This is a genomic window from Aquamicrobium sp. NLF2-7 (assembly GCF_022359935.1).
Classification (GTDB): Bacteria; Pseudomonadota; Alphaproteobacteria; order Rhizobiales; family Rhizobiaceae; genus Mesorhizobium; species Mesorhizobium lusatiense.
Genome location: NZ_JAKSED010000001.1, coordinates 2664282 through 2689623 on the forward strand (window position 1 = coordinate 2664282; position 25342 = coordinate 2689623).

The 25342-nt window shown below is 62.6% G+C and carries 25 protein-coding genes; 12 read left to right on the top strand and 13 right to left on the bottom strand.

Annotated elements, in window-relative coordinates:
* The 3 genes from MIC97_RS13100 (at position 1) to MIC97_RS13110 (ending at position 4975) form a co-directional block, all read left to right on the top strand.
* Positions 1-1575: an ABC transporter substrate-binding protein gene (locus tag MIC97_RS13100; RefSeq protein ID WP_239800385.1), complete on the top strand. Its 1575-nt coding sequence runs from the start codon at positions 1-3 to the stop codon at positions 1573-1575.
* A 216-nt stretch (positions 1576-1791) separates the two neighbouring features.
* A complete protein-coding gene (locus MIC97_RS13105; protein ID WP_239800386.1) occupies positions 1792-2487 on the top strand; it encodes a GntR family transcriptional regulator in 696 nt (231 codons plus the stop codon).
* Positions 2488-3115: 628 nt separating this feature from the next.
* Complete coding sequence (locus MIC97_RS13110; protein ID WP_239800387.1) at positions 3116-4975, top strand: glycosyltransferase family 2 protein; 1860 nt, start codon at positions 3116-3118, stop codon at positions 4973-4975.
* Here the strand turns inward: MIC97_RS13110 and ppk2 are convergent.
* Entirely contained in the window at positions 4941-5843 is a 903-nt protein-coding gene (gene ppk2, locus MIC97_RS13115; protein WP_239800388.1) for a polyphosphate kinase 2, read from the bottom strand. The two genes, MIC97_RS13110 and ppk2, sit on opposite strands and share 35 nt — an antisense overlap.
* Positions 5844-5918: 75 nt before the next feature.
* On the opposite strand from ppk2, the gene MIC97_RS13120 reads away from it, so the two are divergent.
* Positions 5919-7184, top strand: coding sequence for an ATP-binding protein (locus MIC97_RS13120; protein WP_239801131.1), 1266 nt, complete (start codon positions 5919-5921; stop codon positions 7182-7184).
* A 129-nt stretch (positions 7185-7313) separates the two neighbouring features.
* Entirely contained in the window at positions 7314-8027 is a 714-nt protein-coding gene (gene phoU / locus MIC97_RS13125; protein ID WP_239800389.1) for a phosphate signaling complex protein PhoU, read from the top strand.
* A gap of 80 nt (positions 8028-8107) precedes the next feature.
* On the opposite strand, the gene MIC97_RS13130 is transcribed toward phoU, so the two are convergent.
* Positions 8108-8932 carry a D-alanyl-D-alanine carboxypeptidase family protein gene (locus tag MIC97_RS13130; RefSeq protein ID WP_239801132.1) on the bottom strand — a complete coding sequence of 275 codons (825 nt, stop codon included), beginning with the start codon at positions 8930-8932 and terminating at the stop codon, positions 8108-8110.
* 237 nt (positions 8933-9169) lie between these two features.
* Here MIC97_RS13130 and MIC97_RS13135 point away from each other — a divergent pair, with 237 nt between their 5' ends.
* Positions 9170-9796, top strand: a complete 627-nt coding sequence (locus MIC97_RS13135) for a nucleoside triphosphate hydrolase (protein ID WP_239800390.1) — start codon at positions 9170-9172, stop codon at positions 9794-9796.
* Between the two features lie 43 nt (positions 9797-9839).
* Here MIC97_RS13135 and MIC97_RS13140 read toward each other — a convergent pair whose 3' ends face one another.
* The 4 genes from MIC97_RS13140 to MIC97_RS13155 form a co-directional block, all read right to left on the bottom strand.
* Positions 9840-10544 carry a glutathione S-transferase N-terminal domain-containing protein gene (locus MIC97_RS13140; protein WP_239800391.1) on the bottom strand — a complete coding sequence of 235 codons (705 nt, stop codon included), beginning with the start codon at positions 10542-10544 and terminating at the stop codon, positions 9840-9842.
* 86 nt (positions 10545-10630) lie between these two features.
* On the bottom strand, positions 10631-11839 hold the full coding sequence (locus MIC97_RS13145) for a beta-ketoacyl-[acyl-carrier-protein] synthase family protein (protein WP_239800392.1): 1209 nt from the start codon (positions 11837-11839) through the stop codon (positions 10631-10633).
* An 11-nt stretch (positions 11840-11850) separates the two neighbouring features.
* On the bottom strand, positions 11851-12105 hold the full coding sequence (locus MIC97_RS13150; RefSeq protein WP_183826857.1) for an acyl carrier protein: 255 nt from the start codon (positions 12103-12105) through the stop codon (positions 11851-11853).
* Positions 12106-12304: 199 nt separating this feature from the next.
* A complete protein-coding gene (locus MIC97_RS13155) occupies positions 12305-12451 on the bottom strand; it encodes a hypothetical protein (protein WP_239800393.1) in 147 nt (48 codons plus the stop codon).
* Between the two features lie 131 nt (positions 12452-12582).
* Here MIC97_RS13155 and MIC97_RS13160 point away from each other — a divergent pair, with 131 nt between their 5' ends.
* Positions 12583-13410: a ferredoxin--NADP reductase gene (locus MIC97_RS13160; RefSeq protein ID WP_239800394.1), complete on the top strand. Its 828-nt coding sequence runs from the start codon at positions 12583-12585 to the stop codon at positions 13408-13410.
* Between the two features lie 90 nt (positions 13411-13500).
* Here the strand turns inward: MIC97_RS13160 and MIC97_RS13165 are convergent, their stop codons facing one another.
* The 5 genes from MIC97_RS13165 to MIC97_RS13185 all read right to left on the bottom strand — a co-directional run bounded on the left by MIC97_RS13165 (position 13501) and on the right by MIC97_RS13185 (position 18780).
* Positions 13501-14496: an ABC transporter ATP-binding protein gene (locus tag MIC97_RS13165; RefSeq protein ID WP_239800395.1), complete on the bottom strand. Its 996-nt coding sequence runs from the start codon at positions 14494-14496 to the stop codon at positions 13501-13503.
* A gap of 31 nt (positions 14497-14527) precedes the next feature.
* Positions 14528-15589: a Gfo/Idh/MocA family oxidoreductase gene (locus MIC97_RS13170; protein ID WP_239800396.1), complete on the bottom strand. Its 1062-nt coding sequence runs from the start codon at positions 15587-15589 to the stop codon at positions 14528-14530.
* The gene (locus MIC97_RS13175; RefSeq protein ID WP_239800397.1) at positions 15586-16425 is read right to left on the bottom strand and encodes a carbohydrate ABC transporter permease; all 840 of its coding nucleotides are present in this window, start codon (positions 16423-16425) and stop codon (positions 15586-15588) included. The genes MIC97_RS13170 and MIC97_RS13175 overlap by 4 nt, the downstream gene beginning before the upstream one ends.
* A 10-nt stretch (positions 16426-16435) precedes the next feature.
* Positions 16436-17368 (bottom strand): sugar ABC transporter permease, encoded by a 933-nt coding sequence (locus MIC97_RS13180; protein ID WP_239800398.1) that lies wholly within the window; start codon positions 17366-17368, stop codon positions 16436-16438.
* Positions 17369-17523: 155 nt separating this feature from the next.
* Positions 17524-18780 (bottom strand): ABC transporter substrate-binding protein, encoded by a 1257-nt coding sequence (locus MIC97_RS13185; protein ID WP_239800399.1) that lies wholly within the window; start codon positions 18778-18780, stop codon positions 17524-17526.
* 393 nt (positions 18781-19173) lie between these two features.
* Here MIC97_RS13185 and MIC97_RS13190 point away from each other — a divergent pair, with 393 nt between their 5' ends.
* From MIC97_RS13190 to nagA, 4 genes are read left to right on the top strand one after another with little or no spacing between them, the layout of a single operon-like run.
* Positions 19174-20058, top strand: coding sequence for an N-acetylglucosamine kinase (locus tag MIC97_RS13190; RefSeq protein WP_239800400.1), 885 nt, complete (start codon positions 19174-19176; stop codon positions 20056-20058).
* Entirely contained in the window at positions 20051-20836 is a 786-nt protein-coding gene (locus MIC97_RS13195; RefSeq protein ID WP_239800401.1) for a GntR family transcriptional regulator, read from the top strand. The genes MIC97_RS13190 and MIC97_RS13195 overlap by 8 nt, the downstream gene beginning before the upstream one ends.
* Entirely contained in the window at positions 20833-21864 is a 1032-nt protein-coding gene (locus tag MIC97_RS13200) for an SIS domain-containing protein (protein ID WP_239800402.1), read from the top strand. Before MIC97_RS13195 ends, MIC97_RS13200 begins: the two co-directional genes overlap by 4 nt.
* Positions 21861-23021 (top strand): N-acetylglucosamine-6-phosphate deacetylase, encoded by a 1161-nt coding sequence (nagA, locus tag MIC97_RS13205; protein WP_239800403.1) that lies wholly within the window; start codon positions 21861-21863, stop codon positions 23019-23021. The genes MIC97_RS13200 and nagA overlap by 4 nt, the downstream gene beginning before the upstream one ends.
* A gap of 108 nt (positions 23022-23129) precedes the next feature.
* Here nagA and rpe read toward each other — a convergent pair whose 3' ends face one another.
* A complete protein-coding gene (rpe, locus tag MIC97_RS13210) occupies positions 23130-23807 on the bottom strand; it encodes a ribulose-phosphate 3-epimerase (protein WP_239800404.1) in 678 nt (225 codons plus the stop codon).
* 199 nt (positions 23808-24006) lie between these two features.
* Between rpe and MIC97_RS13215 the strand changes: the two genes are divergently transcribed.
* The gene (locus MIC97_RS13215; RefSeq protein WP_239800405.1) at positions 24007-24381 is read left to right on the top strand and encodes a hypothetical protein; all 375 of its coding nucleotides are present in this window, start codon (positions 24007-24009) and stop codon (positions 24379-24381) included.
* On the opposite strand, the gene MIC97_RS13220 is transcribed toward MIC97_RS13215, so the two are convergent.
* The gene (locus MIC97_RS13220) at positions 24375-25328 is read right to left on the bottom strand and encodes a glyoxylate/hydroxypyruvate reductase A (RefSeq protein WP_239800406.1); all 954 of its coding nucleotides are present in this window, start codon (positions 25326-25328) and stop codon (positions 24375-24377) included. The two genes, MIC97_RS13215 and MIC97_RS13220, sit on opposite strands and share 7 nt — an antisense overlap.
* Between the last annotated feature and the right edge of the window lie 14 nt (positions 25329-25342).

Here is a 25342-nt window from a genome sequence, read left to right on the forward strand (position 1 = left end):
ATGAGGAAGATTTCTGCAACGGGCGCGCTTCGGTTCGCGCTCGCCTGTTCCGTGGGGCTGATGATCGGCTCGGCCGCAGCCTCGGCGAAAACGGCGAATGACGAGCTGGTCATCGCCCTGTCGAGCGATTTGCGGGCGCTGAACGATCTCAGCCGCGACGGGCCGAGCGACGTGGTTCTGCACCATCTCTATGAGACGCTGGTCGGCCTCAAGGCGGACCTCAGCATCGGCCCGGCGCTCGCCGATTCCTGGACCGTGTCGGATGACGGCACGATCTATACCTTCAGGCTGCGTGAGGGCGCCAAATTCCACAATGGCGATCCGATCACCTCGGCGGATGTGAAATGGAGCTGGGATTTCCATCTCAACCCCGATCGCAAGGTTTCGTGCAAGGCCAATTTCGACGGCACGCGTCAGATCAAGGTGCTGTCGGTGGACACGCCGGATCCGCTGACCGTCGTGTTCAGGCTGGAAAAGCCGAGCCCGCTCTTCCTGCTGCGGCTGGCGGAGGTGCAGTGCAACCTGTGGGTCGCCAGCCCGAAAAACGTCGATGAAAAGGGCGAGTGGAAGGAGGGGTCGGCGATCGGCTCCGGCCCCTTCATGCTGGCCAGCCGTTCGGTGAATGACAACATCATTCTGAAGCGTTTCGGCGATTACGTGGCCAGCAAGGCGGAGCGTTCCGGCTATTCAGGCGACCGCACGGCCAGGGTCGACACGCTGCGCTTCCAGATCGTGCCCGATCCGACCGTTCAGGAAGTGGCCCTGAAATCCGGCGATGTCGACGTGATCTATTCGGTCGATCCCCGCCGGGCGCAGGAGCTGGAAAAGGCAGGTTTCCAGCGCTCCACGGCTCCGGGCCTGACATGGGCGGTCTTTCTCATGCAGACCAACGACCCGGTGCTGTCGAACCTGAAGGTGCGGCAGGCCATCGCCCATGCGATCAACTATGACGAGATCGCCGAGGTGCGCAGCGCCGGAACCGAAAAGCCCGGCCATTCGGCGGTTTCACCGGCCAGCCCCTATCATTCGGAGAAATTCGAGGAGTGGCCGCAATATGACCCGGACAAGGCAAGGGCACTGCTGGCCGAGGCGGGCTACAAGGGAGAGCGGATCACCATCCAGACCAACACCCGCTTCCGCTCCATGTTCGAGAATGCGGTCCTGCTTCAGGGCATGCTGATGCAGGTCGGCATCAATGCGCAGCTGGAAACCCTCGAATGGGGCGCGCAGTTCGAGCGTTTCAACCGCGGCAAGTTCCAGATGCAATCCTTCATCTGGTCGCCGCGCACCGATCCGGCGCTGGTCTACGGCAACATCACCGGCGACAAGAAGGCCGATCCCTCGAACCAGTGGGACAACAGCGAAGCCTACGCATTGTACCAGCAGGCGCTCGTCGAGACCGACTTCGCCAAGCGCGAGGAGATCTTCCTGAAGCTGCACAGGATGATGGTGGCCGAAATTCCCACGATCAGCCTCTACTACAACTCCGTGAACACGGTGACGGCGCCCAATGTGGAAGGCTTCAGCACTTGGCCGGCGGAAAATCCCATCGGCTGGGGCGTTTCCAAGAAATAGGCTTTTCGCCCTGTAAATGACAGCGCCGCCTGCATCCTGACCGGAGCGGGCGGCGCGTTTGTCTGTTTGCCGGCGCGGCAAACTGGCGCCTCCATCCCAACAAAGAGTTTCCTGTCCGGCGCAATGGCGTATAGTTCGCCAGCTTGACGGGGAGAGCTGCACCCAGGGCCGGACAGAGCGCGGCCTGAAAGCAGCATGAGGGGTGAAGCAACGCATATGACGAGGAAGTCCAAGCTTGGCCTGTCGGCCGTCGACACCGTTCCAGTGCATGAAAAGATATATCGGGAACTGGTGCATGCCCTGATGTCGGGCATGCTTGCGCCCGGCCAGAAGCTGACATCGCGCAAGCTTGCCGCCGAACTCGGCACCAGCGACATGCCGGTGCGCAGCGCCCTGTCGCGGCTGCACTCCCTGCGCGCGCTCGACGCCATGCCGAACGGCAGCATGCAGGTGCCGCAGATGACGGCGGAGAAGCTGCGGCAGCTCATGGATGCGCGTGCGCTGCTGGAGGGGGCCGCGACCGAGGCGGCCTGCAACCGCATCAACGGCAACAATCTGCGCAGCCTGCGCAAAAGCTGCGCCGAACTGACCGAGGCGGCGAAGCTCGGAGACATCGAACTCTATCTGCAGCGCAATTACGAGTTCAAGTTCTCAATCTACCGTCACAGCGACAATGATCAGATGGTCTTCATGATCGAAACCCTGTGGATGCAGGTCGGTCCCTTCCTGCGGTCCTACGCCTCGGTGTTCGAAGGCGACCTGTCGGGGATTCTGGAGATCGACTATCACCAGGACATTCTCACCGCCCTTGAGGAAAAGGACGGCGTCAGGGCCCGTGAGGCCATGGTCCGGGATATTCAGGAAGGCTCGGAGTATCTGCGTGCGCATGCCCGGTTTGATGAGCCGGCCTGATGGTCGGCACGCATCTGCCCGTGCCGCGCCATCGAATGAACATAACAACTGGCGCAAACAAAAAAACATGCTAGCATCAGCAAGTATAAGATAAAGAATGCTGGTCGGGGGGTGTTGATCAGTCATATTCAAACAAGAATACGGCTTTCGATTTGCATCGGGGGCGAAGGGGTGTTGTGGTTGGAAGACAGACGGGGCCGGGATCATTTTGACCGGATGACCGAGCTGTATTTCACTACATATCGCTGATTTCATATCAGAACAGTGTGAGTGGGAAGCTGCCAGCGGAACGGGCTTGTCACCGGTGCCGCGGATCGCTCTCCAGTTGCCGGGATCGCGGCGCAGTGCTGGTCACGAACCAGCACTGCGTGATGGCTACGGCTCTTACGGTGTTCCGAAGGATGTGAATGAGGGATCGATACCGGCGTTCTGGACGGCAGGGGGTATCATGCATCATACGGTCAAGGATCTGGCGCCTGCGGCCGGATCTGTTTTGCGAAAGCACGGCACCGGCCGGCGATCCGCGCTGGGGGCATCTTCGGGCACATTGGCTGGCCGTAGCCGGTTTGTGGATGAATGGCACCGGGTTTTTGGGAGGCTCAAAGCGCCGCAGACTCTGATCGCCGACTTGTCCCGTAAACCCGCTGCCCGCGCCGATATCCTGTCGGCGCTGGCGTCCACCGGGGACTACAGCCGCAGCGAAGTGATCCGTGCCCTGGCCGGCGAACTGGGCCTCAGACTGGCGGAAGAGATCGATCCTGAGCGCATGGTGCTGAACGAGAACCAGCTGCTGTTGCTGCTGCGCGGAAACGGCGGTCATCTGCCGGTCAGATATCTGGAGAGGGGAGGGGGCGTATGCTTCCTGCTGCCCGCCAGATCCGTTCGCCCGGAGCGCATGCGCGCCTGTCTTGCGAAGCGGCCCCATCTCGCGCCCCGGATAAGGCTGGTCGATGACAGGGTCCTGCGTGAGGCGCTGATTTCCCGTGCGCGACCGCTTTTATCCCGCATTGCGGTAAATGGTCTTTCCGAGCGTCATCCCGAGATGTCCGCTCACGTCGTGGCCAATGCCTGGCAGGGCTACATGGCAGGGCTTGCGATGGCACTGCTGCCTGTCGGCCTGCTTCTTGCCCCGACGCTTGTGGTCGGCATTGTTCATCTGTTCGCGACGCTGTTTTTCCTCACCTGCGTCATGTTGCGGGCAGCGGCTGTCGTCTATGCAGGGCCTCCCGACAATGCCTCTCCCGCACCGGTGCCTGTTGGGAACGTGCCGACCTATTCGGTTCTGATCGCGCTCTATAAGGAAGCCGATATCGTTCCCGACTTGCTGACGGCGCTGGACTGGATCGTGTGGCCGCGTGACCGGCTGGAGATCAAGCTGGTGTGCGAGGCAGACGACCACGAGACGCTGGCCGCCATCCGGGCCTGTCCGCTGCCGTCATATATCGAGGTGATCGAGGTGCCTGCCGTTGGCCCCCGCACCAAGCCCAAGGCGCTTTCCTATGCGTTGCCGATGACCAGCGGCGAGTTCGTGGTGCTCTACGATGCCGAGGACTGGCCGGACCCGATGCAGCTTGCAGAGGCGTGGGCGCGCTTTCAGAAAGCCGGTCCGGGACTGGCCGTGCTGCAGGCGCCTCTGGAAATCTCGAATGGTCCGGAAAGTCCGGTCGCACGCATGTTCGCCTTCGAGTATCGCGCCCTGTTCCGCGGGCTACTGCCCTTTCTGGCGCGGCACAGGTTCCTTCTGCCGCTGGGCGGCACGTCGAATCATTTTCGCCGTGCGGCTCTCGAGGACGTCGGAGGATGGGATCCCTACAACGTCACCGAAGATGCCGATCTGGGGCTGAGGCTGGCGCGGTTCGGCTACCGCGCCGAAACCCTGAACTCCCCGACCTATGAGAAGGCGCCGCGCATGCTGTCCGTGTGGGTGCCGCAGCGTACGCGCTGGTTCAAGGGGTGGGCGCAGACATGGCTCGTGCATATGCGTCAGCCCGTTCGCCTTGTCCGCGATCTCGGCCCTGGCTCTTTCATCATGGCGCAGATATTGTTCGCGGGAATGCTCGGATCGGCATTGCTGCATCCGTTCCTGCTTGCTGCTTTTCTGCTGGGGACGGTTCGTCTGTGGCTGGGGCAGGCCGGTGGCGCGACTTATCCGCTGCTGATGGCGCTCGATGTCGTCAACATCACCTGCGGCTATGCGGCGTTCCTGATGCTTGGCTGGCAGACAATGGCCAAAGGGCAGCGAAGGGGGTTCTGGAGGATAGTGATACTGACCCCTGTCTACTGGGCGATGATGTCATGGGCCGGCTGGCGCGCAGTCTGGCAATTGTGGCGCCAGCCCTTCAGATGGGAGAAGACGCCTCACGAAAACATGAAGGCATCGCAGATCCTCAGGCAATCGCCGCAGGTGGCCGGTGCGGCAACCACACATGGTGCCGACACCGGCCCGCTGTGGCCTATGCCAGCAGCAGCGACGATCCTTCGCCGATGATCTTGTCGTCTTCCTTACCGATCACGCCAAGGTCGCGGCCCTCATAAGGCAGCGCCAGCAGCAGGCGGCGGATAACGGCCAGCCGCGCCCGGCGCTTGTCGTTGGCCCGAACCACCGTCCATGGCCCGGCCTTGCTGTGGGTCGTCTCGATCATCTGATTGCGGGCGATCGTATAATCGTTCCAGCGGGTGATGCCCGCTATATCCATCGGGGAGAACTTCCAGCTCTTCAGCAGGCTGTGGCGGCGGTCATGGAACCGCTCAAGCTGCGTTTGCTGGCCGATGTCGAGCCAGAACTTGAAGAAGTGAATGCCTTCGGAGCGCACCATCTTTTCGAAGCGCGGCGCTTCCTCCAGAAAGTTCTCGTGCTGCTCGGGCGTGCAGAAACCCATAACCGGCTCGACGCCCGCGCGGTTGTACCAGGAGCGGTCGAAGGAAACGAGTTCGCCGGCGGTCGGGAAATGCTCGACATAGCGCTGGAAATACCACTGGCCGCGTTCCGTCTCGGTGGGCTTGGTGAGCGCCACGGTCCGCGCGGAACGCGGGTTCATGTATTGATGGAGCACGAATATGGTGCCGCCCTTGCCGGCGGCGTCGCGCCCCTCGAACAGGGCGATGACGCGCTCGCCGGTCTTCTGCATCCACGCCTGTGCCTTCACCAGCTCGATCTGGAGCGCCTCCAGCGCCGGCTCGTATTCCTCCTTTTTCATCTTCTTGTCATAGGGGTATCCGCCAGCTGTCAGCTTGTTCTCTTCGACCCAGTCCGGCAGCTTCGGATCGTCAATGTCGAAAAGACGCTCTTTCCCGCCGACATTTATTTTCAGCGGCTTGGTTCCGGCTGTCACAGAGGTGTCATCGGAGTTTTTCATGCAGGCGAACCTTTCGTGTGCAGAAGATCGTGCTAGGACAAGATGCAGAGATACAGGAGCATTCTGCCGGACATGATGGCCGATTTGAGCGACCGACAGAAGTATGACGTGCGTCATTTCGCCAGCAATTTGTGGGCGGCACGCTGGCTGCTGGTCACGGCCATGGTTGCGGTGTTCGCGGTTTTCTTCCTCGCCGATCTGCCCTGGCTCGTCATCCCGGGCGCTATCGTCATCCTGCTGCTGGTTGCCGGGCTGACCGGATCGGCATCACATCAGCGGCAGGAGCATGGCAGGAAAGGCCGCGAACCGGGGGAACTGCACAGCCTGTCGGCGGAAAACCTTGCGGCCGCCGTCACCGATCCGCTGATCGTATTCGACGATGGTGCCTCGATCATCCATGCCAATGCGGCGGCGTTGGCCGCTTTCGGCGATCTGCCTGCCGGCATGTCGCTCCAGCTCAAGTTCCGCGCGCCCGAAATGCAGGCGCTGATCGATGCGTCGCTCCCCGGCGGCGGCTCGCAATCGGTGGATTTCATCGACAAGCTGCCGGTAGAGCGCGTCTATCGCGTCACCGCCTCTTCCGTGGGGCACGGCTCGCGGCTGCATGTGCTTCTGTTCAAGGACCAGAGCGAAGCGCGCCGCATCGACCGCATGCGCGCCGACTTCATCGCCAATGCCAGCCATGAGATGCGCACGCCGCTGGCCTCCATCGCGGGGTTCATCGAGACGCTGCGCGGACCGGCCCGCAACGATCCGGCCGCGCGCGAGCAGTTCCTGCAGATCATGCAGAACCAGACCGGGCGCATGGCCCGCCTGATAGACGACATGCTGTCGCTGTCGCGGCTGGAGATGAAGCCCTATCTGAAGGCTGGGGCGCGGGTCGATCTCAAGCAGGTTCTCGATAGCGTCATCGATTCGCTTGCGCCGGTGGCAGGCGAAAACGGCCTTGCCATCGAGCGGCAATTCGCCGACGGGCCGATGGAGGTTCCGGGTGATCGCGACGAGCTTTATCAGGTCTTCGAGAATCTTCTGGAGAATGCGTGCAAATACGGACAGGACGGTGACCGCGTTGTCGTTTCCATAGAACCGGGCGACAAGGGCGGCCAGCCCGGCATCGATGTCACGATCCGCGATTTCGGGCCCGGCATCGCCGAAGAGCATATTCCGCGCGTCACCGAACGCTTCTATCGCATCGATTCCGAAACGGCGCAGTCGCGCAAGGGAACGGGGCTGGGACTTGCGATCGTCAAGCACATCCTCACCCGCCATCACGGCCGGCTTTCCATCCAGTCGGAGCTTGGCAAGGGAGCGGCATTCACCGTTCATTTGCCGACGAACTAGAATTGCCGAGGAGGCGACGCTAGAATGGATGACAGGTTCCTTGCCGACTTTCGTGCAATTGTCATGTGAGTGGCGTAACGGAAGGGAAATAAGCGAGGCCGAATCAAAGTGGCCCTGGAGGTTCCGCCCATGCAGTCTGTGCATATTGTCAGCGCCTATGACGAGGAGCTGAAGTATTTGTCGAAGCGCATTGCTGCGATGGGCGGCCATGCCGAGCGCATGGTCGAGCAGGCCATTTCGGCCCTGGTGAATTCCGATCCGGAGCTTGCCCGCAAGGTGATCGAGGATGATGCAGTTCTCGATCAGGGTCAGCGGGAAGTGGACGACAAGGCCATCCTGCTGATCGGCAAGCGCCAGCCGATGGCGACGGATCTTCGCGAGGTGATCGGTGTCATCCGCATTTCCGCGGATCTTGAACGCGTCGGTGATCTTGCCAAGAATGTCGCCAAGCGCGTGGCTTCGGTGGGCGATGCGGTGCAGCCCGTCTCTCTCTACAGGGGCATCGAGGCGCTGTCCGATCTGGCGCTCACACAGCTCAAGGAAGTGCTCGATGTCTACGCCTCGCGCTCGGTGGCGACCATCGGTTTCGTTCGCGATCGCGACGATCAGATCGACGCCATGTACACCTCGCTGTTCCGCGAACTCCTGACCTACATGATGGAAGATCCGCGCAACATCACGCCCTGCACGCATCTGCTGTTCTGCGCCAAGAACATCGAGCGCATAGGCGATCACGCCACCAACATTGCCGAGACGATCTACTTCATCGTCACCGGTGACCAGATGCCGGTGGAGCGCCCGAAGGGTGACAAGACCGACCGCATCGTGATGCCGATAAGCTGATCGGAAAAAACCGGCGGTCAGGGCAATTCCAGCAAAAGTGCGCAGCGGTTTTGCGTCCGGGATTGCGTAAGATACACGCTTTAAGGATTTTCCTGAAACACCACACGGGTTCTGTCGGGGGCTGAGCCAAGGGCCCTTTCGAGCAGGGATTCGGCGTGCGCATTGCGCTCGCGGGCGGTGTTGGCGCCCATCACCACCACTACATAGCGGCGACCATCGGCACTGTAGGAGGTGACGATGTTGAAGCCGGAGGCTCTTATGTAGCCGGTCTTGATGCCGTCGACGCCGGCGACGCGGCCGAGCATGTCGTTATGGCCGCGCACCAGCTTGCCCCGGAACATGAAGTCGGTGGCCGAAAAATAGTGGTAATATTGCGGGAAGCGATTGCGCAGCGCGATGCCCAGAACCGCCATGTCGCGGGCGGTGGTGAACTGCCCGTCATCTGGCAGGCCCGATGCATTGCGGAAAGTGGTGTTGCGCATGCCGAGCTGACGGGCCCTGGCGGTCATGGCGGCGGCGAAGGCCTCCTCGCTGTCGGCCAGATATTCGCCCACGGCTGCGGCCACGTCATTGGCGGATTTTACCGTCAGCGCGCGAATGGCCGTATCGACGTCGATGCGCTCGCCGGGGCGCAGGCCAAGCTTGCTGGGCGGGCGTGAGGCGGCATAGGCGGAGACGGGGATCCCCGCGTCCTTCTCGACGCGTCCTGCGGTCAGGGCCTCGAACAGCATGTAGAGCGTCATCATCTTGGTCAGCGAGGCCGGATAACGCGGCGATGTCGAGTTCATCTCGAACAGCTGCTTGCCGGTCCGTGCATCGACCACGATGGAGGCGTATTTCTGTGGCGCGGCCGGCACCGAAAGCACGGCCTCCGGCGGCATTGCCGTGGTGCAGCCGGCGACCATCGCGACAAGCGTGAGAATGACAGCGAGTTTCTGAAGCAGTCGGGACAATCGCGGGCCGTGAGGTAAAGCTGGCTGGAACGGAATTTGGCGCGGACCCTAGCTGAAGCGATGTGCCGCGTCCATGCGCTTCAATGCCCGTTGCCAGCGGCACGATGACCGGGTCATTCTATACGTCGCTTCAAAACGGTGCGGAACTGCACGCGCACCCATTCGTTCTAACGGCAACAGGAGGTCAAGATGTCAGAAATCGCGTCAATAGCTTCCGCCATCTTCAAGCGCGCCGGCAAGTCGGGCCGGTTCGTCGTCGCCATTGCCGGACCGCCGGGCTCGGGAAAGTCGACGCTTTCGGGAAAACTGAAGGAATTGTTGCCGGAGGGCACGGCCGAAGTCGTCCCGATGGACGGCTTCCACTATGACGACGGCGTACTGGAGCGCCGGGGGTTGCGGGAGCGCAAGGGCAGCCCGGAGACTTTCGACTTTTCCGGCTTCGAGGCCTTGCTCCGGCGTATCAGGGCCGGTGACCCGGAGATCGCCATTCCGCTGTTCGACCGCAGCATGGAGCTGTCGCGCGCTGCGGCAGCCATGCTGGAGCCGCAGACACGTTTCGTGCTGGTCGAGGGCAACTATCTCCTGCTTGACGAGGAGCCGTGGTCGCGGCTGGCGGACCTCTTCGACTTCTCCGTCTTCCTTGATGTGCCGGACACGGTTCTGGAGAAGCGGCTTCTGGCGCGCTGGCACACGCATGGCCTTGCGGATGAAGAGGCGCGCACCAAAGTTGCCTCGAACGACCTGCCCAATGCACGGCGTGTATCGGCCAGGCGCCGCGCCGCCGACATGGTGGTCGGCGACGGCGAGGAGCTTTAAAGCATTTCTGCGACGCCAGATGGTTCCATGGCTGCAAAATGTTCTAGCCGCGTGTGGGAATTTCCAGTCCGGCCTGCACGGCCGGGCGGGCCAGCCCGCGTTCCAGCCATTCGGCCACAGCCGGGAAATCGTCGAAACCAACCAGTTCGCGTGCTTCATAAAAGCCGATCAGGTTGCGCACCCAGCCAAGCATGGAAATGTCGGCAATGGTGTAGTCATTGTCCATGATCCATTTGCGGCCCTTGAGGCGCCCGTCGAGCACGCCGACCAGCCGGCGCGATTCGGCGCGGTAGCGCTCCAGCGGGCGCTTGTCGGCAATCTCGCGCCCGGCGAATTTGTGGAAGAAGCCGAGCTGGCCGAACATCGGCCCGATCGCCGCCATCTGAAAGAACACCCACTGGATGGTCTCGTAGCGGCGCGCCGCGTCGGCTGGCAGGAGCTTGCCGGTCTTTTCAGCGAGATAGAGCAGGATCGCGCCGGATTCGAACAGCGCCAGCGGCGCGCCGTCCGGCCCCTTCGGGTCGATGATTGAGGGTATCTTGCCGTTCGGATTGAGCGAGAGGAACTCCGGCCCCCACGTCTCGTCCTTTCCGATGTCGATGTAGTGCGCCTCATAGGGCAGGCCGAGTTCTTCAAGAGCGATCGAGACCTTCACGCCGTTGGGCGTCGGGGCGGAGTAGAGCTGAATCCGGTCAGGATGCTGAGCGGGCCATCGCGCGGTGACGGGAAAGGCGGAGAGATCGGCCATGGAAGAACTCCTGCGTGAGGTGGTGCCGGAATGGCGGATGCGGGACGTGCGGCATGTTATCGGCCGCAGTCCCGATCAATGACAAATCACACTGCTTTGAGCGCCAGAACGGCATTTGTGCCGCCGAAGGCGAAGGCGTTGGAGATTGTAGCGCGAACCTTGCGCTCGCGTGCCGTGTTGGGCGTGATGTCCAGATCGCAGTCGGGATCGGGTTCGCGGTAATTCGCCGTTGGCGGCACGATGCCTTCGCGGATCGCCATGACACAGGCGATCAGCTCCAGCGCGCCCGACGCGCCGAGGCAGTGCGCATGCATGGACTTGGTGGAGGATACGGAAAGCTTGTAGGCGTGGTCGCCGAACACGCGCTTGATCGCGGCCGTCTCGATCTGATCGTTGGCTTTGGTGCCGGTCCCGTGGGCGTTGAGATAGTCGATCTCTTCCGGGTTGAGACCTGCATCGGCAAGGCAGGCGCGCATGGCGCGTTCCGGCCCTTCGATGGTGGGCGCCACGATGTCGGACGCGTCGCCGGAGAAGCCGGAACCCGCCACCTCGGCCAGAATGTCGGCGCCGCGCGCCACGGCGTGGTCATAGCTTTCGAGAACGACCATTCCCGCGCCTTCGCCGAGCACCAGTCCTTGCCGGTCGGCCGAGAACGGGCGGCAGGTATCGGGCGAGAGAACGCGAAGCGCTTCCCAGCCCTTCAGGATGCCCCACACCATCGGTGCATCCGTGCCCCCGGCCAGCATGACGTCGGCGCGGCCGAGCCTGATCTGGTCCACCGCCGAGGCGATGGCGTGGTTGGACGAGGCGCAGGCGGAGGTGACGCCGAAGACTGGCCCCCGAAGCCCGAGGCTCATGGAGACATGTCCTGCCGGCGCACCCGGCATGGCCTTGGGCACGGAGAAGATGCCGGCGCGCGACTTGCCTTCGAGCAGAATGGCCCGGTAGTTTTCCTCGATGACCTCCCAGCCGCACACGCCGACACCTACGATGGTACCGATACGCTGCGTGTTGGTCTCGTCGATGGAAAGCCCGGCATTCCGGGCGGCTTCGCGGGCAGCGATCACCGCAAGCAGGCTGAAGCGGTCCATGGCCACCAGTTGCTTGCGCTCCACGCCATGGTCGGGCAGCGTTCTGATTTCGCAGCCGCTGGCAACCCTGGTGTCGTGAAGTGCGGGATTGGAAATGGGTCCGATGGCCGAACGGCCGGCCCGCATTTCGTTCCAGATCTCCGCGGCACTGGTGCCGAGGCCGCAGAGACCACCCATGCCGGTGATGACGACGCGCTTGCGCATGAAGCTCCTGATCAGTTCTTCTTGGCAATCAGGGCGCGGACAGCCTCGATCATATCGCCGACATTCTTCAGGTTGCTCCAGGCGTCAACCGTATTCATCTCGATCTCGATGCCATACTGTTCCTCAAGATCGAAGATGATCTCGGTCAGCTCAAGCGAATGAATTCCGAGCGAGGTCAGTTCGGTCGTGACCGTGATTTCCTCGTCGCCCGGCTCGGCATGTTCCTTGATTTTGCCGATGATCTCGGTTGCCAACTGGTCAGCCATCGGGTTCCTTTCCTGTTCGTCCGGCGCGTTGCAACAGATTTCGCGTCGCGGCGACACAATCGTGTCTTCGGCAGACCCTTGTCTCTGATGCCCTGATCTCCGTATGGAGCAGGCTCAACCTTCTATAGGAAGGCAGGCCTTTCGAGGCAACAGCGTTATCGGAAGCTTTCGGGACGACCGGCACTACGTACCGGCTGCGTTAACGAAAGAGATGTTTTTTCCCGCAATAATCCTCAGCTTTCGCGCCCGGACGTGAAGTTTCGCCAAAGTCGTCGAAACCCGCAACGTTCATGCTGCCGATGCGTTCCGGATTGAAAAGACCTTTTGCCGCCGCTGCTTGACGCAAAACTCACCCCTATATATCTAGTTTGCAGGCATACGGGCTTACCCGAACAGTACTGCGCCTGGGCGCGCTGGACCCCGACAGACCGGTCGCGCATGATCTGATGCGCTGCATTTTTGCGGAAAGTTGTCTTGATGAATACGGTTCCCACGTTGAATTCGGCTGACGCAAAGCCGGTCCAGTTCCCCATTCCGGCCAATGTCTACGCCGAGACCGTGGTGTCGGTGAAACACTATACCGACAAGCTTTTTGCCTTTCGCGTGACCCGCCCGCAATCGCTGCGCTTTCGCTCCGGCGAGTTCGTCATGATCGGCCTTCCGAATGCCGAGAAGCCGGTGTTCCGCGCCTATTCCGTCGCAAGCCCCGCCTGGGACGAGGAGCTCGAATTCTTTTCCATCAAGGTGCAGGACGGCCCGCTGACCCAGCACCTGCAGAAGATTCAGCCGGGCGACACCATCCTGCTGCGCCAGAAGGCGACCGGCACGCTGGTGCTCGACGCCCTTACCCCGGCCAAAAGGCTGTTCATGATTTCCACCGGCACAGGCATCGCTCCCTTTGCCAGCCTGCTGCGCGATCCCGATACCTATGAGCGGTTCGAGCATGTGTTCATCACCCACACCTGCCGCGACCGCGCCGAGCTCACTTACGGTCAGGAACTGGTGGCGTCCCTGCAGGACGATCCGCTGATCGGCGAGTTCGCCGCCGGCCGCGTCACGCTCTACAATTCCACGACGCGCGAGGAAACGCCGGTGATGGGGCGCATCACCGCACTCATCGAGAGCGGCAAGTTCTACAGCGATCTCGGCATTGAGCCGCTGAACCGCGAAACCGACCGCGTCATGATCTGCGGATCGATGCACATGCTGCGCGACGTCAAGGAACTGGTCGAGGCACGCGGCTTCGTCGAGGGCTCGCTGAACAGCCCGGCCGATTTCGTGGTCGAACGCGCCTTCGTCGGCTGACAGGTTTTTTCGGGAATTCCATTGAAAGCCCCGGTGCTCGAGCGCCGGGGCTTTTCATTTTGATGGGAACGCTGGCCGCACAAGGCCTCCCTATATGCGCTTGCCGTCCTGCCCGAAGCGATAGGTACCGGCCGGGTCAGGCGTGGCATAGAGCGTGGCGCCCGGCTCGGCATTGTAGACGCCGAACAGGCGCACCGTGATCAGCCCCGCCTTCTCGCAATCGAGATAGAGATTGGTGTCGGCACCCAGATGCTCGGCATGGATGACGGTGCCTTTCCAGTCACCCTTTTCCGGATCGACGCTGATGTGCTCGGGCCGCACGCCGATCGTCTTCACGCTTTCGCCCAGCCGTTCCCCCTCGACGAAGTTCATCTTCGGCGAGCCGATGAAGCCGGCGACGAACTCGTTGGCGGGTGCGTTGTACAGCTCCATCGGCGCGCCGATCTGCTCGATGCGGCCGCCATTCAGCACCACGATGCGATCGGCCAGCGTCATGGCCTCGACCTGATCGTGGGTGACGTAGATCATGGTCGCCTTGAGGCGGCGGTGAAGCTGGGCGATTTCCAGCCGCGTGTTGACGCGCAACGCCGCATCCAGATTGGAGAGCGGCTCGTCGAACAGGAACAGGCTGGGTTCGCGCACCACGGCGCGGCCGATGGCGACGCGCTGGCGCTGGCCGCCCGACAGTTCGGCCGGCCGGCGCTGAAGGTAGGGTTCGAGCGACAGCATGGCGGAGGCTTCCGCCACGCGCTTTTCGATCTCGGCGGCCGGCGTGCCGGCCTGTTTCAGGCCGAGCCCCATATTGTTCTTCACCGTCAGATGGGGATAGAGCGCATAGGTCTGGAACACCATGGCGATGCCGCGTTTGGCCGGCGGTGTCGCGGTCACATCCTTGCCGTCGATGACGACGCGGCCCGAGGTGGCGTCCTCCAGTCCGGCGATGACCCTGAGCAACGTGGACTTGCCGCAGCCCGAGGGACCGACGAAGACGACGAATTCGCCGTCCGCCACTTCGAGGTCGATGCCTTTCAGCACGTCGACCTGCCCGAAGGACTTTTTCACGTTTTCAATGTTCAGCGAACCCATGTGTCGTCCTTGTTGAATGTCGCGATCCCGCTCACAGGCGAACCGGTTTGCCGGTGCGCACGCTCTCGTCGGCGGCGAGGCAGACGGCCAGCGATTTGACCGCATCGTCCATGTGGCGGGTAAGATCGATGTCCTCGCGGATCGCCTTCAGCACGAAAGCCTGTTCGAGGTCGCACAGATCCTGATGGCCGGGTTCGCCCTGCATGGACAGCAACTGGTCCTGCTCTGCGAAGCGCCCGTCCTCGGCCGTGGCGGCGCTGTGCAGGCGGATGGTCGAGGTTTTGGTGTGGGTGTCGATGTCGTCCGATTTCGCGCCTTCGGCCATGACGATCGAGACGCAGCCGTTGGGCGAGATCACGTCCTTCACGAAGAAGGCGGTCTCGGAAATCATCGGCCCCCAGCCTGCCTCGTACCAGCCGACCGAGCCGTCCTCGAACAGCACCTGAAGATGGCCGTAGTTGTACATGCCGGCGTCGATCTCATCGGAAAGGCGCACGCCCATGCCCCGCACCTCGACCGGCTTCGCGTCGGTGATCTGGCACATGACGTCGAGATAATGCACGCCGCAATCGACGATCGGCGACGTGGTTTTCATCAGCTGCCTGTGCGTTTCCCATGTCGCGCCGGACGACTGCTGGTTGAGGTTCATGCGAAACACGTAAGGGCCGCCAAGCCCCCGCGCTTCCGCGATCAGCCGCATCCACGAGGGATGATGGCGCAATATATAGCCGATCACCAGCTTGCGGCCATTGGCCCTTGCCGCATCCACCACCCGCTGCGCGTCCGCCACGGTCGTTGCCAGCGGCTTTTCCACGAACACATGGCAGCCCGCCTCAATGGCCTCGACCGCATAATCGGCATGGCTGTCCGAATAGGTCGCGATGCAGGCAAGCTCGGGCTTTTCCTCGGCCAGTGCTTTGCTGAAGGAGCGGCGGATCGCATGGCCGGTCAACGGAGCCGGCAGCTCGACATCGGAGCGGTTGACGAGCGCCGCGATCTCGAAGCCCGGATTGGTGGCGTAAGCCAGCGCGTGGCTGCGGCCCATATTGCCGAGCCCGGCGACGACGACGCGAACGGGTCTGGTCTCACTCACTTGACTGCTCCGGAAGTGATGCCGCGGATCAGTTGCCGCGAGAAGATGAGGTAGAGGACGAGCACCGGCAGGATCGCCAGCGAAAGCGCGGCCAGCACCGCATTCCAGTTGGTGACATACTGGCCGATGAACATCTGGGCGCCGAGCGTGACCGTCTTGGTCGCCTCGGAGGGGGCGAGGATCAGCGGGAACCACAGGTCGTTCCAGATCGGGATCATGGTGAACACGGCGACCGTCGCCATGGCCGGCCGCACCAGCGGCAGCACCAGTCGAAAGAAGATGCGGTACTCCGAAAGCCCGTCGATGCGTCCGGCATTCTTGAGATCATCGGAAACACCACTCATGAATTCGGTGAGAATGAAAATTGCCAGCGGCAGGCCCTGCGCGGTGTAGACGAGGATCAGCGCCGTCAGCGTGTTGACCAGCCCGGATGCCACCATCATCTGCAAGATGGCGACGGTGCCGAGGCGGATCGGAATCATGATGCCGAGCGCCAGATAGAGCCCCATCAGCCGGTTGCCGCGGAAGCGGTATTCCGACAGCGCGAAGGCCGCCATGGCCCCGAACAGCAGCACGAAGAACAGCGAGGCCACGGTGACGACAAAGCTGTTCTGGAAATAGAGGAAGAAATCGCCCTGCGTCAGCACCATGCGGTAGCCGACCAGATCGAAGGTTTCCGGCGTCGGCGGAGTGAGCGGCGAACCGAAGATCGCCTTGCGCGCCTTGAAGGAGTTGATGAGGATGACGAAGACCGGAAACAGCGCGATCACCGTATAGGCGATCAGGATCGCGTGGGCGGCGACCGAGCGGGGCAGGGAGGTGGTGGCGCGGCTCATCGTGGCCTCCTCAGAACTTGTAGCGGCGCAGCCGCGTCTGGATGAGGAACAGATAGAGGCATACGCCAGCCAGAATGATGAGGAACATCATGGTGGCGATGGCCGCGCCCATGTTGCGGTCGCCGACCTGAAGCTGGAAGCCGAAGAAGGCGCGATAGAGATAGGTGCCCAGAATGTCAGTCGAGTAATTGGGTCCGGCAAGCGCCCCTTGCGCCGAATAGATCAGGTCAAAGGCGTTGAAATTGGCGACGAAGGTCAGCACCGAGATGATGCCGATCGCCGGCAGGATCAGCGGCAGCTTGATCTTCCAGAACTGCGACATGCCGGTGACGCCGTCGCACTCGGCCGCCTCGATCACCTCGTCGGGAATGGACAGAAGCGCGGCATAGATCAGCATCATCGGAATGCCGACGAACTGCCACACCGAGATCAGGCTGAGCGCGGTAAGCGCATGTTCTTCCTTGCCGAGCCATGGCGTGAACAGGCTTTTCAGGCCGACCAGACCGAGAAGATCGGGGGCCACGCCCCATATCGGCGACAGGATCAGCTTCCACGCGAAGCCGACGATCACGAAGGACAGGATCGTGGGGATGAAGATGGCGGTCCGGTAGAAGGAAGAGAACCGGAGTTTCGGGCTGGAGAGCAGGGCCGCCAGCATGATGCCGATCGGGTTCTGCACCAGCATGTGGATGATGAAGAACCACACATTGTTGCCGAGCGCGTTCCAGAAGCCCTTCGACCAGTTGGGGTCGCCGAACAGGGTGCGGAAATTGCCGAGCCCGACGAAGGTCTGGTCGCCGGCGACATTGCGAAACAGCGAAAACTGCAATGTGCCGAACAGCGGCACGATCATGATCGCGGTGTAGACCAGCACCGCCGGCGCCAGGAACACGATGATGTGCCAGCGGAAGGGCTTTTTCGGTTTCGCGTCACTGGCCGTCATGGGCGGGGTCCGTGGTCGAAGGCTTTATCAGCATAGTCCCTTTGCGCCCTTCGGCGCCATGGGGCCGAAGGTTCTGGCTGGCGGGACATGCGTGAGAGTGGAATGGATCGCGCAGGATACCCTCCCCGGGAAACCGGGGAGGGGTTGCTTCCTGTTTATTCGGCCGGCTTGTACCAGCTGTCGAGGCCGGTCTGCAGCTTCTTGGCCGCCTCTTCAGGCGTAACCGTGCCGTTGATCACATTGGCCGATTCAACCCATGTCTCGTTTTCAAGGTTGGGCGTGCCGCGCGACAGGATCTGGTAGGTCGAGCGGATGGTCGACTTGCACTTGTCGCGCCACGACACGAATTCCTGCGCCAGCGGGTCTTCCATCTTCACCGGGGTCGAGTTCAGGCTGAAGAAGCCGGGCAGGGCGTTGGCGTAGATCTCGGCGAATTCAGGCGACGCCACCCAGGTGAGGAAGGTCTTCGCGGCTTCCGGATTCTTGGAAGCAGCGTTCAGGCCGATGCCGATATCGGTGTGGTCGGAGATGTAGCAGGTGTCGCCGGCAGCCTTCACCGGCGGCGGGAATGCGCCCATCTCGAAATCGACCTGCGTGTTGAACACCGAGATTTCCCACGAGCCGGCCGGGAAGATGGCGGCGCGGCCGAGCGTGAACAGGTTCTGGCTGTCGGGATACGTCTGGGCCTCGAAGCCGTCGCCGAGATAGGGCTTCCACTTCGCCAGCGTGGCGAAGGGCTCCACCCACTGCGGATCGGTCAGCTTCTGCTCGCCTTTCAGCAGCGCCAGACGGCCTTCCTCGCCATGCCAGTAAGTAGGCCCGATGTTCTGGTAGCCCATGGTGGCGGCTTCCCACAGGTCCTTGGTACCCATGGCGAGCGGAATATAGGTGCCATCCTCCTTGATCTTGTCGAGTACTGCGAAGAACTCTTCCTCGGTCGCAGGCGGTTCGATGCCGAGTTCCTTGAAGGCGTCCTTGTTGTAGATGAAGCCGTGGATCACCGAGGCCATCGGAACGCAGAAGGTCTGCTTGCCGTCATCGGTCGTCCATGCGGATTTGGCGACGTCGGAGAAGTTCTCCATGCCCGAAAGCTCGGTCAGGTCGGCGAGCTTGCCGCTCTTGAACAGGTCGAGCGAGGCGTCGAACGGGCGGCAGGTGATGAGGTCGCCGGCCGAACCCGCATCCAGCTTGGCATTGAGGGCGGCATTGTACTCGGTCGGAGCCGAGGGGGAGAAGACGACCTTGATGTCGGGATGCTTGGCCTGGAAGGCCGGGATCAGCTTTTCCTGCCAGATGGCGAGGTCGTCGTTGCGCCAGCTTTCGATGGTCAGCGTGCCATCCTGTGCGAAGGCTGCTGCCGAGCACAGAACGCTCGATCCAAGCAGCACTGCCGTAAGAAGTTTCGTTTTCATGCTCGTCTCCCTGTTGATCCCTGATTCTTTTCAGATTGCGCCGGCATGAACGGCACCTGCCGCGACAGGCCTCCACGCCGGAGCTTGGCAAATATTCGATAGGTAAGGAAAAGGTGTGCAAATCCGGTCGGCCAGTGGTCGATCCGGCGCATATGTCATGGGAAGCGATGGCCCCATGCTGCTTTCCCTCCCTTTTGTTCCTGCCAAAAAGATACCAAAAAAATACCACTTGTCCACATTGATTAACGATTTCAGGCGGCGTGCGGTAAGATATATTGAAAACGCTCGTATTTTCAGCAAATTATCAATGACTTCCGCAGAGCGTCCATCTTGTAAAAATTAACGCTTGGATATTGGTATTTAAGTGGTATTGTAATTTTGGAGGATGGCCGAATGGATTTCGTGCTTGGCATAGATGGCGGTGGAACCAGTTGCAGGGCAGCCCTTGCCGCGCCTGACGGGCGGGTTCTGGCCCGCGCCAGCTCAGGTGCCGCCAATATCCGCACCGACCTCACCAATGCTCGTACCCATATCGTGGAGGCCGCGCGCCGCGCTTTCGTCGAGGCCGGGCAGGACCCCGAATTGCTGGTCCGCACGCCCGCCGTGCTGGGGCTGGCGGGCGCCAATGTCGGCACCTATCGCCAGCAGTTGCAGGCCATATTGCCGTTTCGCGAAAGCCGGGTCGAAAGCGACGCCGAGATCGCATTGGAAGGCGCGGTGGGTTCCGGCGATGGCGCCATCGCCGTGCTTGGCACCGGCAGCGCCTACCGGGTGCGCCGGGGTGGCGTCTCGCGTCCCGTCGGCGGCTGGGGCTTTCAGGTCGGCGATCAGGCATCCGGCGCGCGCGTTGGCCGCGACCTTCTGGAGCAGACGCTGCTTGCCTATGACGGCATATGCGAAGCCTCTGCGCTGACGCGCGAGATCATGGCGGTCTTTCGTGACAATCCCGAGGATCTGGTTGAGTTCACCGTGGGGGCAAAGCCCGGCGACTATGGCGGGTTCGCGCCCAAGGTCTTTGAGTATGCGGCCGAGGGCGACGTGGTGGCGCGCTCCATCGTCAGCAAGGCCGTCGCCGATGTGGAAGGCGCGCTTGGCGCGCTGGACCTGCACGAAGGCGATGTGCTGTGCCTGCTCGGCGGGCTTGCCGGCCTTTATGCGCCGCTGCTTGCCGCACGCTACCAGCCGCTGCTGCGCGAACCACGCGGCGATGCGCTGCTGGGCGCGGTCCGTATGGCCGCACGCCGGTTCGGCACCTCCGTGGAGGCGGTGAATGGCTGAAGTGGCCGATCATCTGTTCGCGGATGTGAAGGGCGCACCGTCCGGCCAGCCGCTCTATCTGCGCCTGCGCCGCGCCATAGAAGAAGCCGTCGACAGCGGCGTGCTCGGGCCGGGCGATGCCCTGCCGTCCGAGCGCGATATCGCCCTGCAGGCGGACATCTCGCGGGTGACGGTGCGCAAGGCGGTCAGCGATCTGGTTCGCAGCGGGGTGCTGGTTCAACGCCATGGCTCGGGAACCTTCGTCGCGCCCCGGGTGGAGCGGGTCGAACAGTCTCTTTCAAGGCTGACCTCCTTTACCGAGGACATGGCCCGGCGCGGCAAGACCGTGCGTTCGCAATGGCTGGACCGGGGGGTATTCACGCCCTCGCCGGACGAGATGATGGTGCTCGGCCTGGCGGCCAGGGAACTGGTCGTGCGCATGTCGCGCCTGCGCATCGCCGATGGCACGCCGCTCGCCATAGAGCGCGCCTGCATGTCGGCGGCGATCCTGCCGGACCCGGAGCGAATCGGTGCCTCGCTCTACGCTGCGCTGGCGGAAACCGGACACCGTCCGGTGCGTGCGGTTCAGCGGATTTCGGCGGCCAATCTTTCCGGTTCCGACGCGGAATTGCTGGAAGTGCCCACCGGATCGGCCGGATTGCGCATAGAACGCATTTCCTATCTTGCCAGCGGCCGCGTGGTGGAGTTCACACGGTCGATCTACAGGGGGGATGCTTATGATTTCGTGGCCGAGTTGCGTCTGAGTGCCCCCGCAGACGACAATGGAGTTCCTGCATGACGACGACACAGACCCATATGCGCCGCGAAGTGGAAGAGATTCCGCAGGCGGTTGCCCGGTTGCTCGACCGCTCGGGCGCAGTTCTGGAGCAGGCGGGCAAGGATTTGCGCCGCCGTGATCCGGCCTTTGCCATCACGGTCGCACGTGGATCGTCCAGCCATGCGGCGACCTATCTCAAATATGTCAGCGAACTGGAACTGGGCCTGCCATTCGCCCCCGTCGGACCCTCTGTAGCGTCGATCTATGGCGCGAAGCTGCGGCTGAAAGGGGCCGCGTGCATCGCGGTCTCGCAATCTGGAAAGAGCCCCGACATCGTTGCATTGGCGCAAAGCGCCCGTGCGCAGGGAGCGCTGACCATCGCCCTGACCAATACGGCCGATTCGCCGCTGGCGCGCGACAGCGATCATGCCGTGGATATCATGGCCGGCCCCGAACTCAGCGTCGCCGCCACCAAGACGTTCGTCAACTCCATCGTCGCCGGTCTCGGTCTGCTTGCCCATGCTGCAGAAGATGAGAAATTGCTGTCCGCCCTGAAGGCGCTGCCGGAGCAACTGCAAAAGGCCATCGACTGCGACTGGAGTGCGCTGACCGACGCGCTGGAGGGGCGCGGCTCGCTCTTCGTGCTCGGCCGTGGGCCTTCGAGCGCGATCGCCAGCGAGGCTGCGCTCAAATTCAAGGAAACCTGTGGCATTCATGCCGAAGCCTACAGTGCAGCCGAGGTGATGCATGGCCCGATGGCGCTGGTCGGCGGCGGCTTTCCCGTGGTCGCGCTGGCGGCACGGGATGCCGCCGAGCCCTCCGTTGCCGCTTCCGCAGATGCGCTTGTGGCCCGGCAGGGTGCGGTTTTCGCGACCAGCGCGCTTGCAACGCAGGCGGCGTATCTGCCCTTCGTTGCCACTGGCCATCCGCTCACCGATGCGCTGCCGCTGGTCGTGTCCTTCTATGCATTTGTCGAGGCTTTTGCGCGCCACAGGGGGCTGAACCCGGACATGCCGCGCAATCTGCGCAAGGTGACGGAAACGGTATGAGCGAGCGCTTCGCCCTCTGCGGGGCCAGAATATTCGATGGCCAGGTCTGGCATGACGATGCCTGCCTCGTCGTGGCCTATGGCGAGATCGAGGCGATCCTTCCGCCGGAAAGCCTGCCTGCCGATCTGAAGCGGGTGCAGGCCGGCGGTGCCATGCTGGCACCGGGCTTCATCGACCTGCAGGTCAATGGCGGCGGCGGGGTGATGCTCAACGATCATCCCGATCTTGCTTCCATCGAAACCATCTGCGCGGCCCATGTGCCGTTCGGCACCACGGCTCTGCTGCCGACCCTGATCACCGACACGCCTGAAATCACCGCCGCCGCCATCGAAGCCGGACGCCAGGCTGCGGAAAAGCAGGTGCCGGGTTTCCTCGGCCTGCATCTGGAAGGGCCGCACCTGTCGCTGAAACGCAAGGGCGCGCATGATCCCGTATTGATCCGCAAGATGGATGAGGCCGACCTGAAGGCGCTGGTGGCGGCGGCCGGCATCGTGCCGGTGCTGCTGACGACGGTCGCGCCGGAATCGGTCAGCACTGCGCAGGTCGGGGCGCTGGCGAAAGCGGGCGTCATCGTCAGCCTCGGCCATTCCGACACCACCCATGCCACGGCCAGCACCTATGCGAATGCGGGTGCCTCGATGGTGACGCATCTCTTCAACGCGATGAGCCCGCTCGGCAGCCGCGAGCCGGGGCTGGCGGGTACGGCAATCGACACCGGCACATTGTTTGCCGGGCTGATCGCCGATGGCATCCATGTCGATCCGGCGACCATGGCGATCGCGCTGCGCGCCAAGCGTGGACCGGGGAAGATCTTCCTCGTGACCGATGCCATGGCGACCATCGGCACGCACATGTCTTCCTTCACGCTGAACGACCGCACCATCTATCGTCGCGAAGGCAGTCTGCGGCTGAGCGACGGAACGCTTGCCGGGGCCGATCTGGACATGATTTCGGCGGTGCGCTTCGTCCATCACACGCTCGGCTTCGAACTGGACGAAGCGCTGCGCATGGCATCAAGCTATCCGGCTGAGGCGGTCGGCCAGTCGCAGCGCCTTGGAGGACTGACGAAGGGCATGCGCGCCAACATCGTCGCCCTCACGGAAAACCTTGAGGTCGCTTCCGTGTGGATCGATGGCGTGCGTGAATTCAGGGCCTGAGGCGCGCCCGCGATCTGGAATGTTTCTCCGAATAGCAGAAACACTCCAACCTCATTTTATGATGCAGTTCCAAACGCAGAACCTCTCCGCACTGTTGCCGGAATTGCTTTAGCCGCGCGCAGCGTCCGCCGCCGTGCGGATCGCCTCGATGTTGGTGCGGTAGGACTCCACCGTGCCGCCCTTGAATACGGCCGCACCCGCCACCAGCACATTCGCGCCTGCGGCCGCGACCAGCGGAGCCGTTTCAGGCGTCACGCCGCCATCGATCTGAATGTCGATGGGGCGGTTGCCGATCATCGCCCTGACGCGCTTCACCTTCTCGACCACCGAGGGAATGAAGGCCTGCCCGCCGAAGCCGGGGTTCACGGTCATCAGAAGCACAAGGTCGAGCCGGTCGAGCACATATTCGATGACGCTTTCCGGTGTGCCCGGGTTGAGCGAGACGCCGGCCTTCTTGCCGAGGTTGCGGATGGTCTGCAGCGACCGGTCGAGATGCGGGCCGGCCTCTGCATGAACGGTGATGCCATCGCAACCGGCCTCCGCGAAGGCGGCCAGATAGGGATCGACCGGCGCGATCATCAGATGGGCGTCGAAATAGGCGTCGGTGCGATTGCGGATCGCCTTGATGATCGGCGCGCCGAAGGTGATGTTGGGCACGAAGTGGCCGTCCATCACATCCAGATGCACCCAGTCCGCGCCCGCTTCGACGATCGCCTCGACCTCGTCGCCAAGTTTCGAGAAATCCGACGACAGAACCGACGGTGCGATCAGGGTTCTTGCGCTCATGCCTGCACTCCTGCCTGTAGGGTTGAGCCGGGTGCGGATGACCCGGGAAACATTTGAGGTGCCTATAGCATCGCAGCCGAAACCGGACACAGCTTTTTTGGCATTATCCTGTGCTTGTGGGCACTGTTTCACGCCGATGGCCTACACTTCGTCAAAGTCCTGCCATATGTCAGCCAGGTATCACGTTCCGGAGGCGGTTTTGAACGGCGCGGTCTCGACAATCCGAAAGGGCATTGCCCGCACCTGCATCATGGGTGCGTGCCTCATCGTGGCGGGATGCGGCAACTCCATCGTGGAACGGCAGGATGAGGTGGTGGCGTCGGCGCTGCCTTATGACAGCGTGCCGTGCGACACGCTGTTCATGCATCGCGATGCGCTCGCCGCCCAGTACGGATTGCCGCTGGACGCCAGACCCGTCTTCGTGCGCCAGCCCTACGGCATCGGGCCACTGACGCCGGATGTGCGCTCCGAACGCCGCCGCAAGGCCGAGGCCGCGCGCGGCGAGATCGACGCCATGAACAGGTCGCTGACGCGCCGCAAATGCGTGGAGCCCGCGCCGGTCCTGCCTCAGTAGCCGGCTTCGCGGTCCACCAGATTTTCCAGCGTCCCGTCCCGCTCATAGGCGGCCATCTGCGCAAGCATCACCGGCACCAGATGCACGGGATCGGATGTGGCCGCCGCATGCGGCGTGACGAACACTTTCGGGTGGCTCCACAGCGGGCTCGTCTTCGGCAGCGGCTCGATCTCGAACACGTCGAGGCTCGCTTCCTTCAGCGTTCCATCGTCCAGCGCGCGCAGGATGTCGGCTTCCTTCTGCAGCCGGCCACGCCCCGCATTGATGAGCACCGCGCCTCCCAGCGCGTTGCGCCGGCGCAGTTCCTTCAGAAGCTTGTAGTCGATGATGCCTTTGGTGGTCTGCGTGAATGGCAAAAGAACCAGCAGAATGTCCGTGGCGTTGAGGAACGGCACGAGCCCGGCATCACCGGCATAGCTGGCCACGCCATCCATCCTGCGTTCGGAGCGCGACCAGCCATTGATGCGGAAGCCGAGCGGCATCAGCGCTCTGGCGGCTGCCCGGCCGAGATGGCCAAAGCCCATGATGCCGACCGAGACATCGCAGGCATTGCGCTGTTCGACATCACGCCAGGCGCGCAGGCGCTGCTGCTCCCGGTATTGCCGGCCGTGACGATGGTGATCGAGCACGCGCCACACGACATATTCCACCATGTGCTGCGTCAGGTCTTCCGCAACCACGCGCACCACCGGCACATCGGTGGGGATGGTGGAATCTTCCATGATGTGGTCGACGCCCGCGCCGACCGAGAAGATGACCTTGAGGTTCGGCAGCCCGACAAGCAGGTTCGGTTTCTGCTTCCACACGACAGCATAGGTGATGGACGGATCGGTGCCGGGTTCGCGCTCCAGAACGACGTCGCGCTCCGCAGCCACCAGATCGTGCCAGCGCTGGGGATGGAACGCGTTGACCGCAAGCAGAACGCGGCCCGTACCTGATGTGCTCAAAATATCCTCCTCGC

What these genes read in the sequence shown, in the direction of transcription:
- MIC97_RS13135 (WP_239800390.1), top strand. Translation starts at nt 9,170, where the DNA reads ATGTCAGAAATCGCGTCAATAGCTTCCGCCATCTTCAAGCGCGCCGGC.
- MIC97_RS13150 (WP_183826857.1), bottom strand. Translation starts at nt 12,105, where the DNA reads ATGGCTGACCAGTTGGCAACCGAGATCATCGGCAAAATCAAGGAACAT.
- MIC97_RS13185 (WP_239800399.1), bottom strand. Translation starts at nt 18,780, where the DNA reads ATGAAAACGAAACTTCTTACGGCAGTGCTGCTTGGATCGAGCGTTCTG.
- nagA (WP_239800403.1), top strand. Translation starts at nt 21,861, where the DNA reads ATGAGCGAGCGCTTCGCCCTCTGCGGGGCCAGAATATTCGATGGCCAG.
- MIC97_RS13195 (WP_239800401.1), top strand. Translation starts at nt 20,051, where the DNA reads ATGGCTGAAGTGGCCGATCATCTGTTCGCGGATGTGAAGGGCGCACCG.
- rpe (WP_239800404.1), bottom strand. Translation starts at nt 23,807, where the DNA reads ATGAGCGCAAGAACCCTGATCGCACCGTCGGTTCTGTCGTCGGATTTC.
- MIC97_RS13140 (WP_239800391.1), bottom strand. Translation starts at nt 10,544, where the DNA reads ATGGCCGATCTCTCCGCCTTTCCCGTCACCGCGCGATGGCCCGCTCAG.
- ppk2 (WP_239800388.1), bottom strand. Translation starts at nt 5,843, where the DNA reads ATGAAAAACTCCGATGACACCTCTGTGACAGCCGGAACCAAGCCGCTG.
- MIC97_RS13160 (WP_239800394.1), top strand. Translation starts at nt 12,583, where the DNA reads ATGAATACGGTTCCCACGTTGAATTCGGCTGACGCAAAGCCGGTCCAG.
- MIC97_RS13190 (WP_239800400.1), top strand. Translation starts at nt 19,174, where the DNA reads ATGGATTTCGTGCTTGGCATAGATGGCGGTGGAACCAGTTGCAGGGCA.
- MIC97_RS13100 (WP_239800385.1), top strand. Translation starts at nt 1, where the DNA reads ATGAGGAAGATTTCTGCAACGGGCGCGCTTCGGTTCGCGCTCGCCTGT.
- MIC97_RS13180 (WP_239800398.1), bottom strand. Translation starts at nt 17,368, where the DNA reads ATGACGGCCAGTGACGCGAAACCGAAAAAGCCCTTCCGCTGGCACATC.
- MIC97_RS13145 (WP_239800392.1), bottom strand. Translation starts at nt 11,839, where the DNA reads ATGCGCAAGCGCGTCGTCATCACCGGCATGGGTGGTCTCTGCGGCCTC.
- MIC97_RS13120 (WP_239801131.1), top strand. Translation starts at nt 5,919, where the DNA reads ATGGCCGATTTGAGCGACCGACAGAAGTATGACGTGCGTCATTTCGCC.
- MIC97_RS13165 (WP_239800395.1), bottom strand. Translation starts at nt 14,496, where the DNA reads ATGGGTTCGCTGAACATTGAAAACGTGAAAAAGTCCTTCGGGCAGGTC.
- phoU (WP_239800389.1), top strand. Translation starts at nt 7,314, where the DNA reads ATGCAGTCTGTGCATATTGTCAGCGCCTATGACGAGGAGCTGAAGTAT.
- MIC97_RS13105 (WP_239800386.1), top strand. Translation starts at nt 1,792, where the DNA reads ATGACGAGGAAGTCCAAGCTTGGCCTGTCGGCCGTCGACACCGTTCCA.
- MIC97_RS13200 (WP_239800402.1), top strand. Translation starts at nt 20,833, where the DNA reads ATGACGACGACACAGACCCATATGCGCCGCGAAGTGGAAGAGATTCCG.
- MIC97_RS13175 (WP_239800397.1), bottom strand. Translation starts at nt 16,425, where the DNA reads ATGAGCCGCGCCACCACCTCCCTGCCCCGCTCGGTCGCCGCCCACGCG.
- MIC97_RS13130 (WP_239801132.1), bottom strand. Translation starts at nt 8,932, where the DNA reads ATGGTCGCCGGCTGCACCACGGCAATGCCGCCGGAGGCCGTGCTTTCG.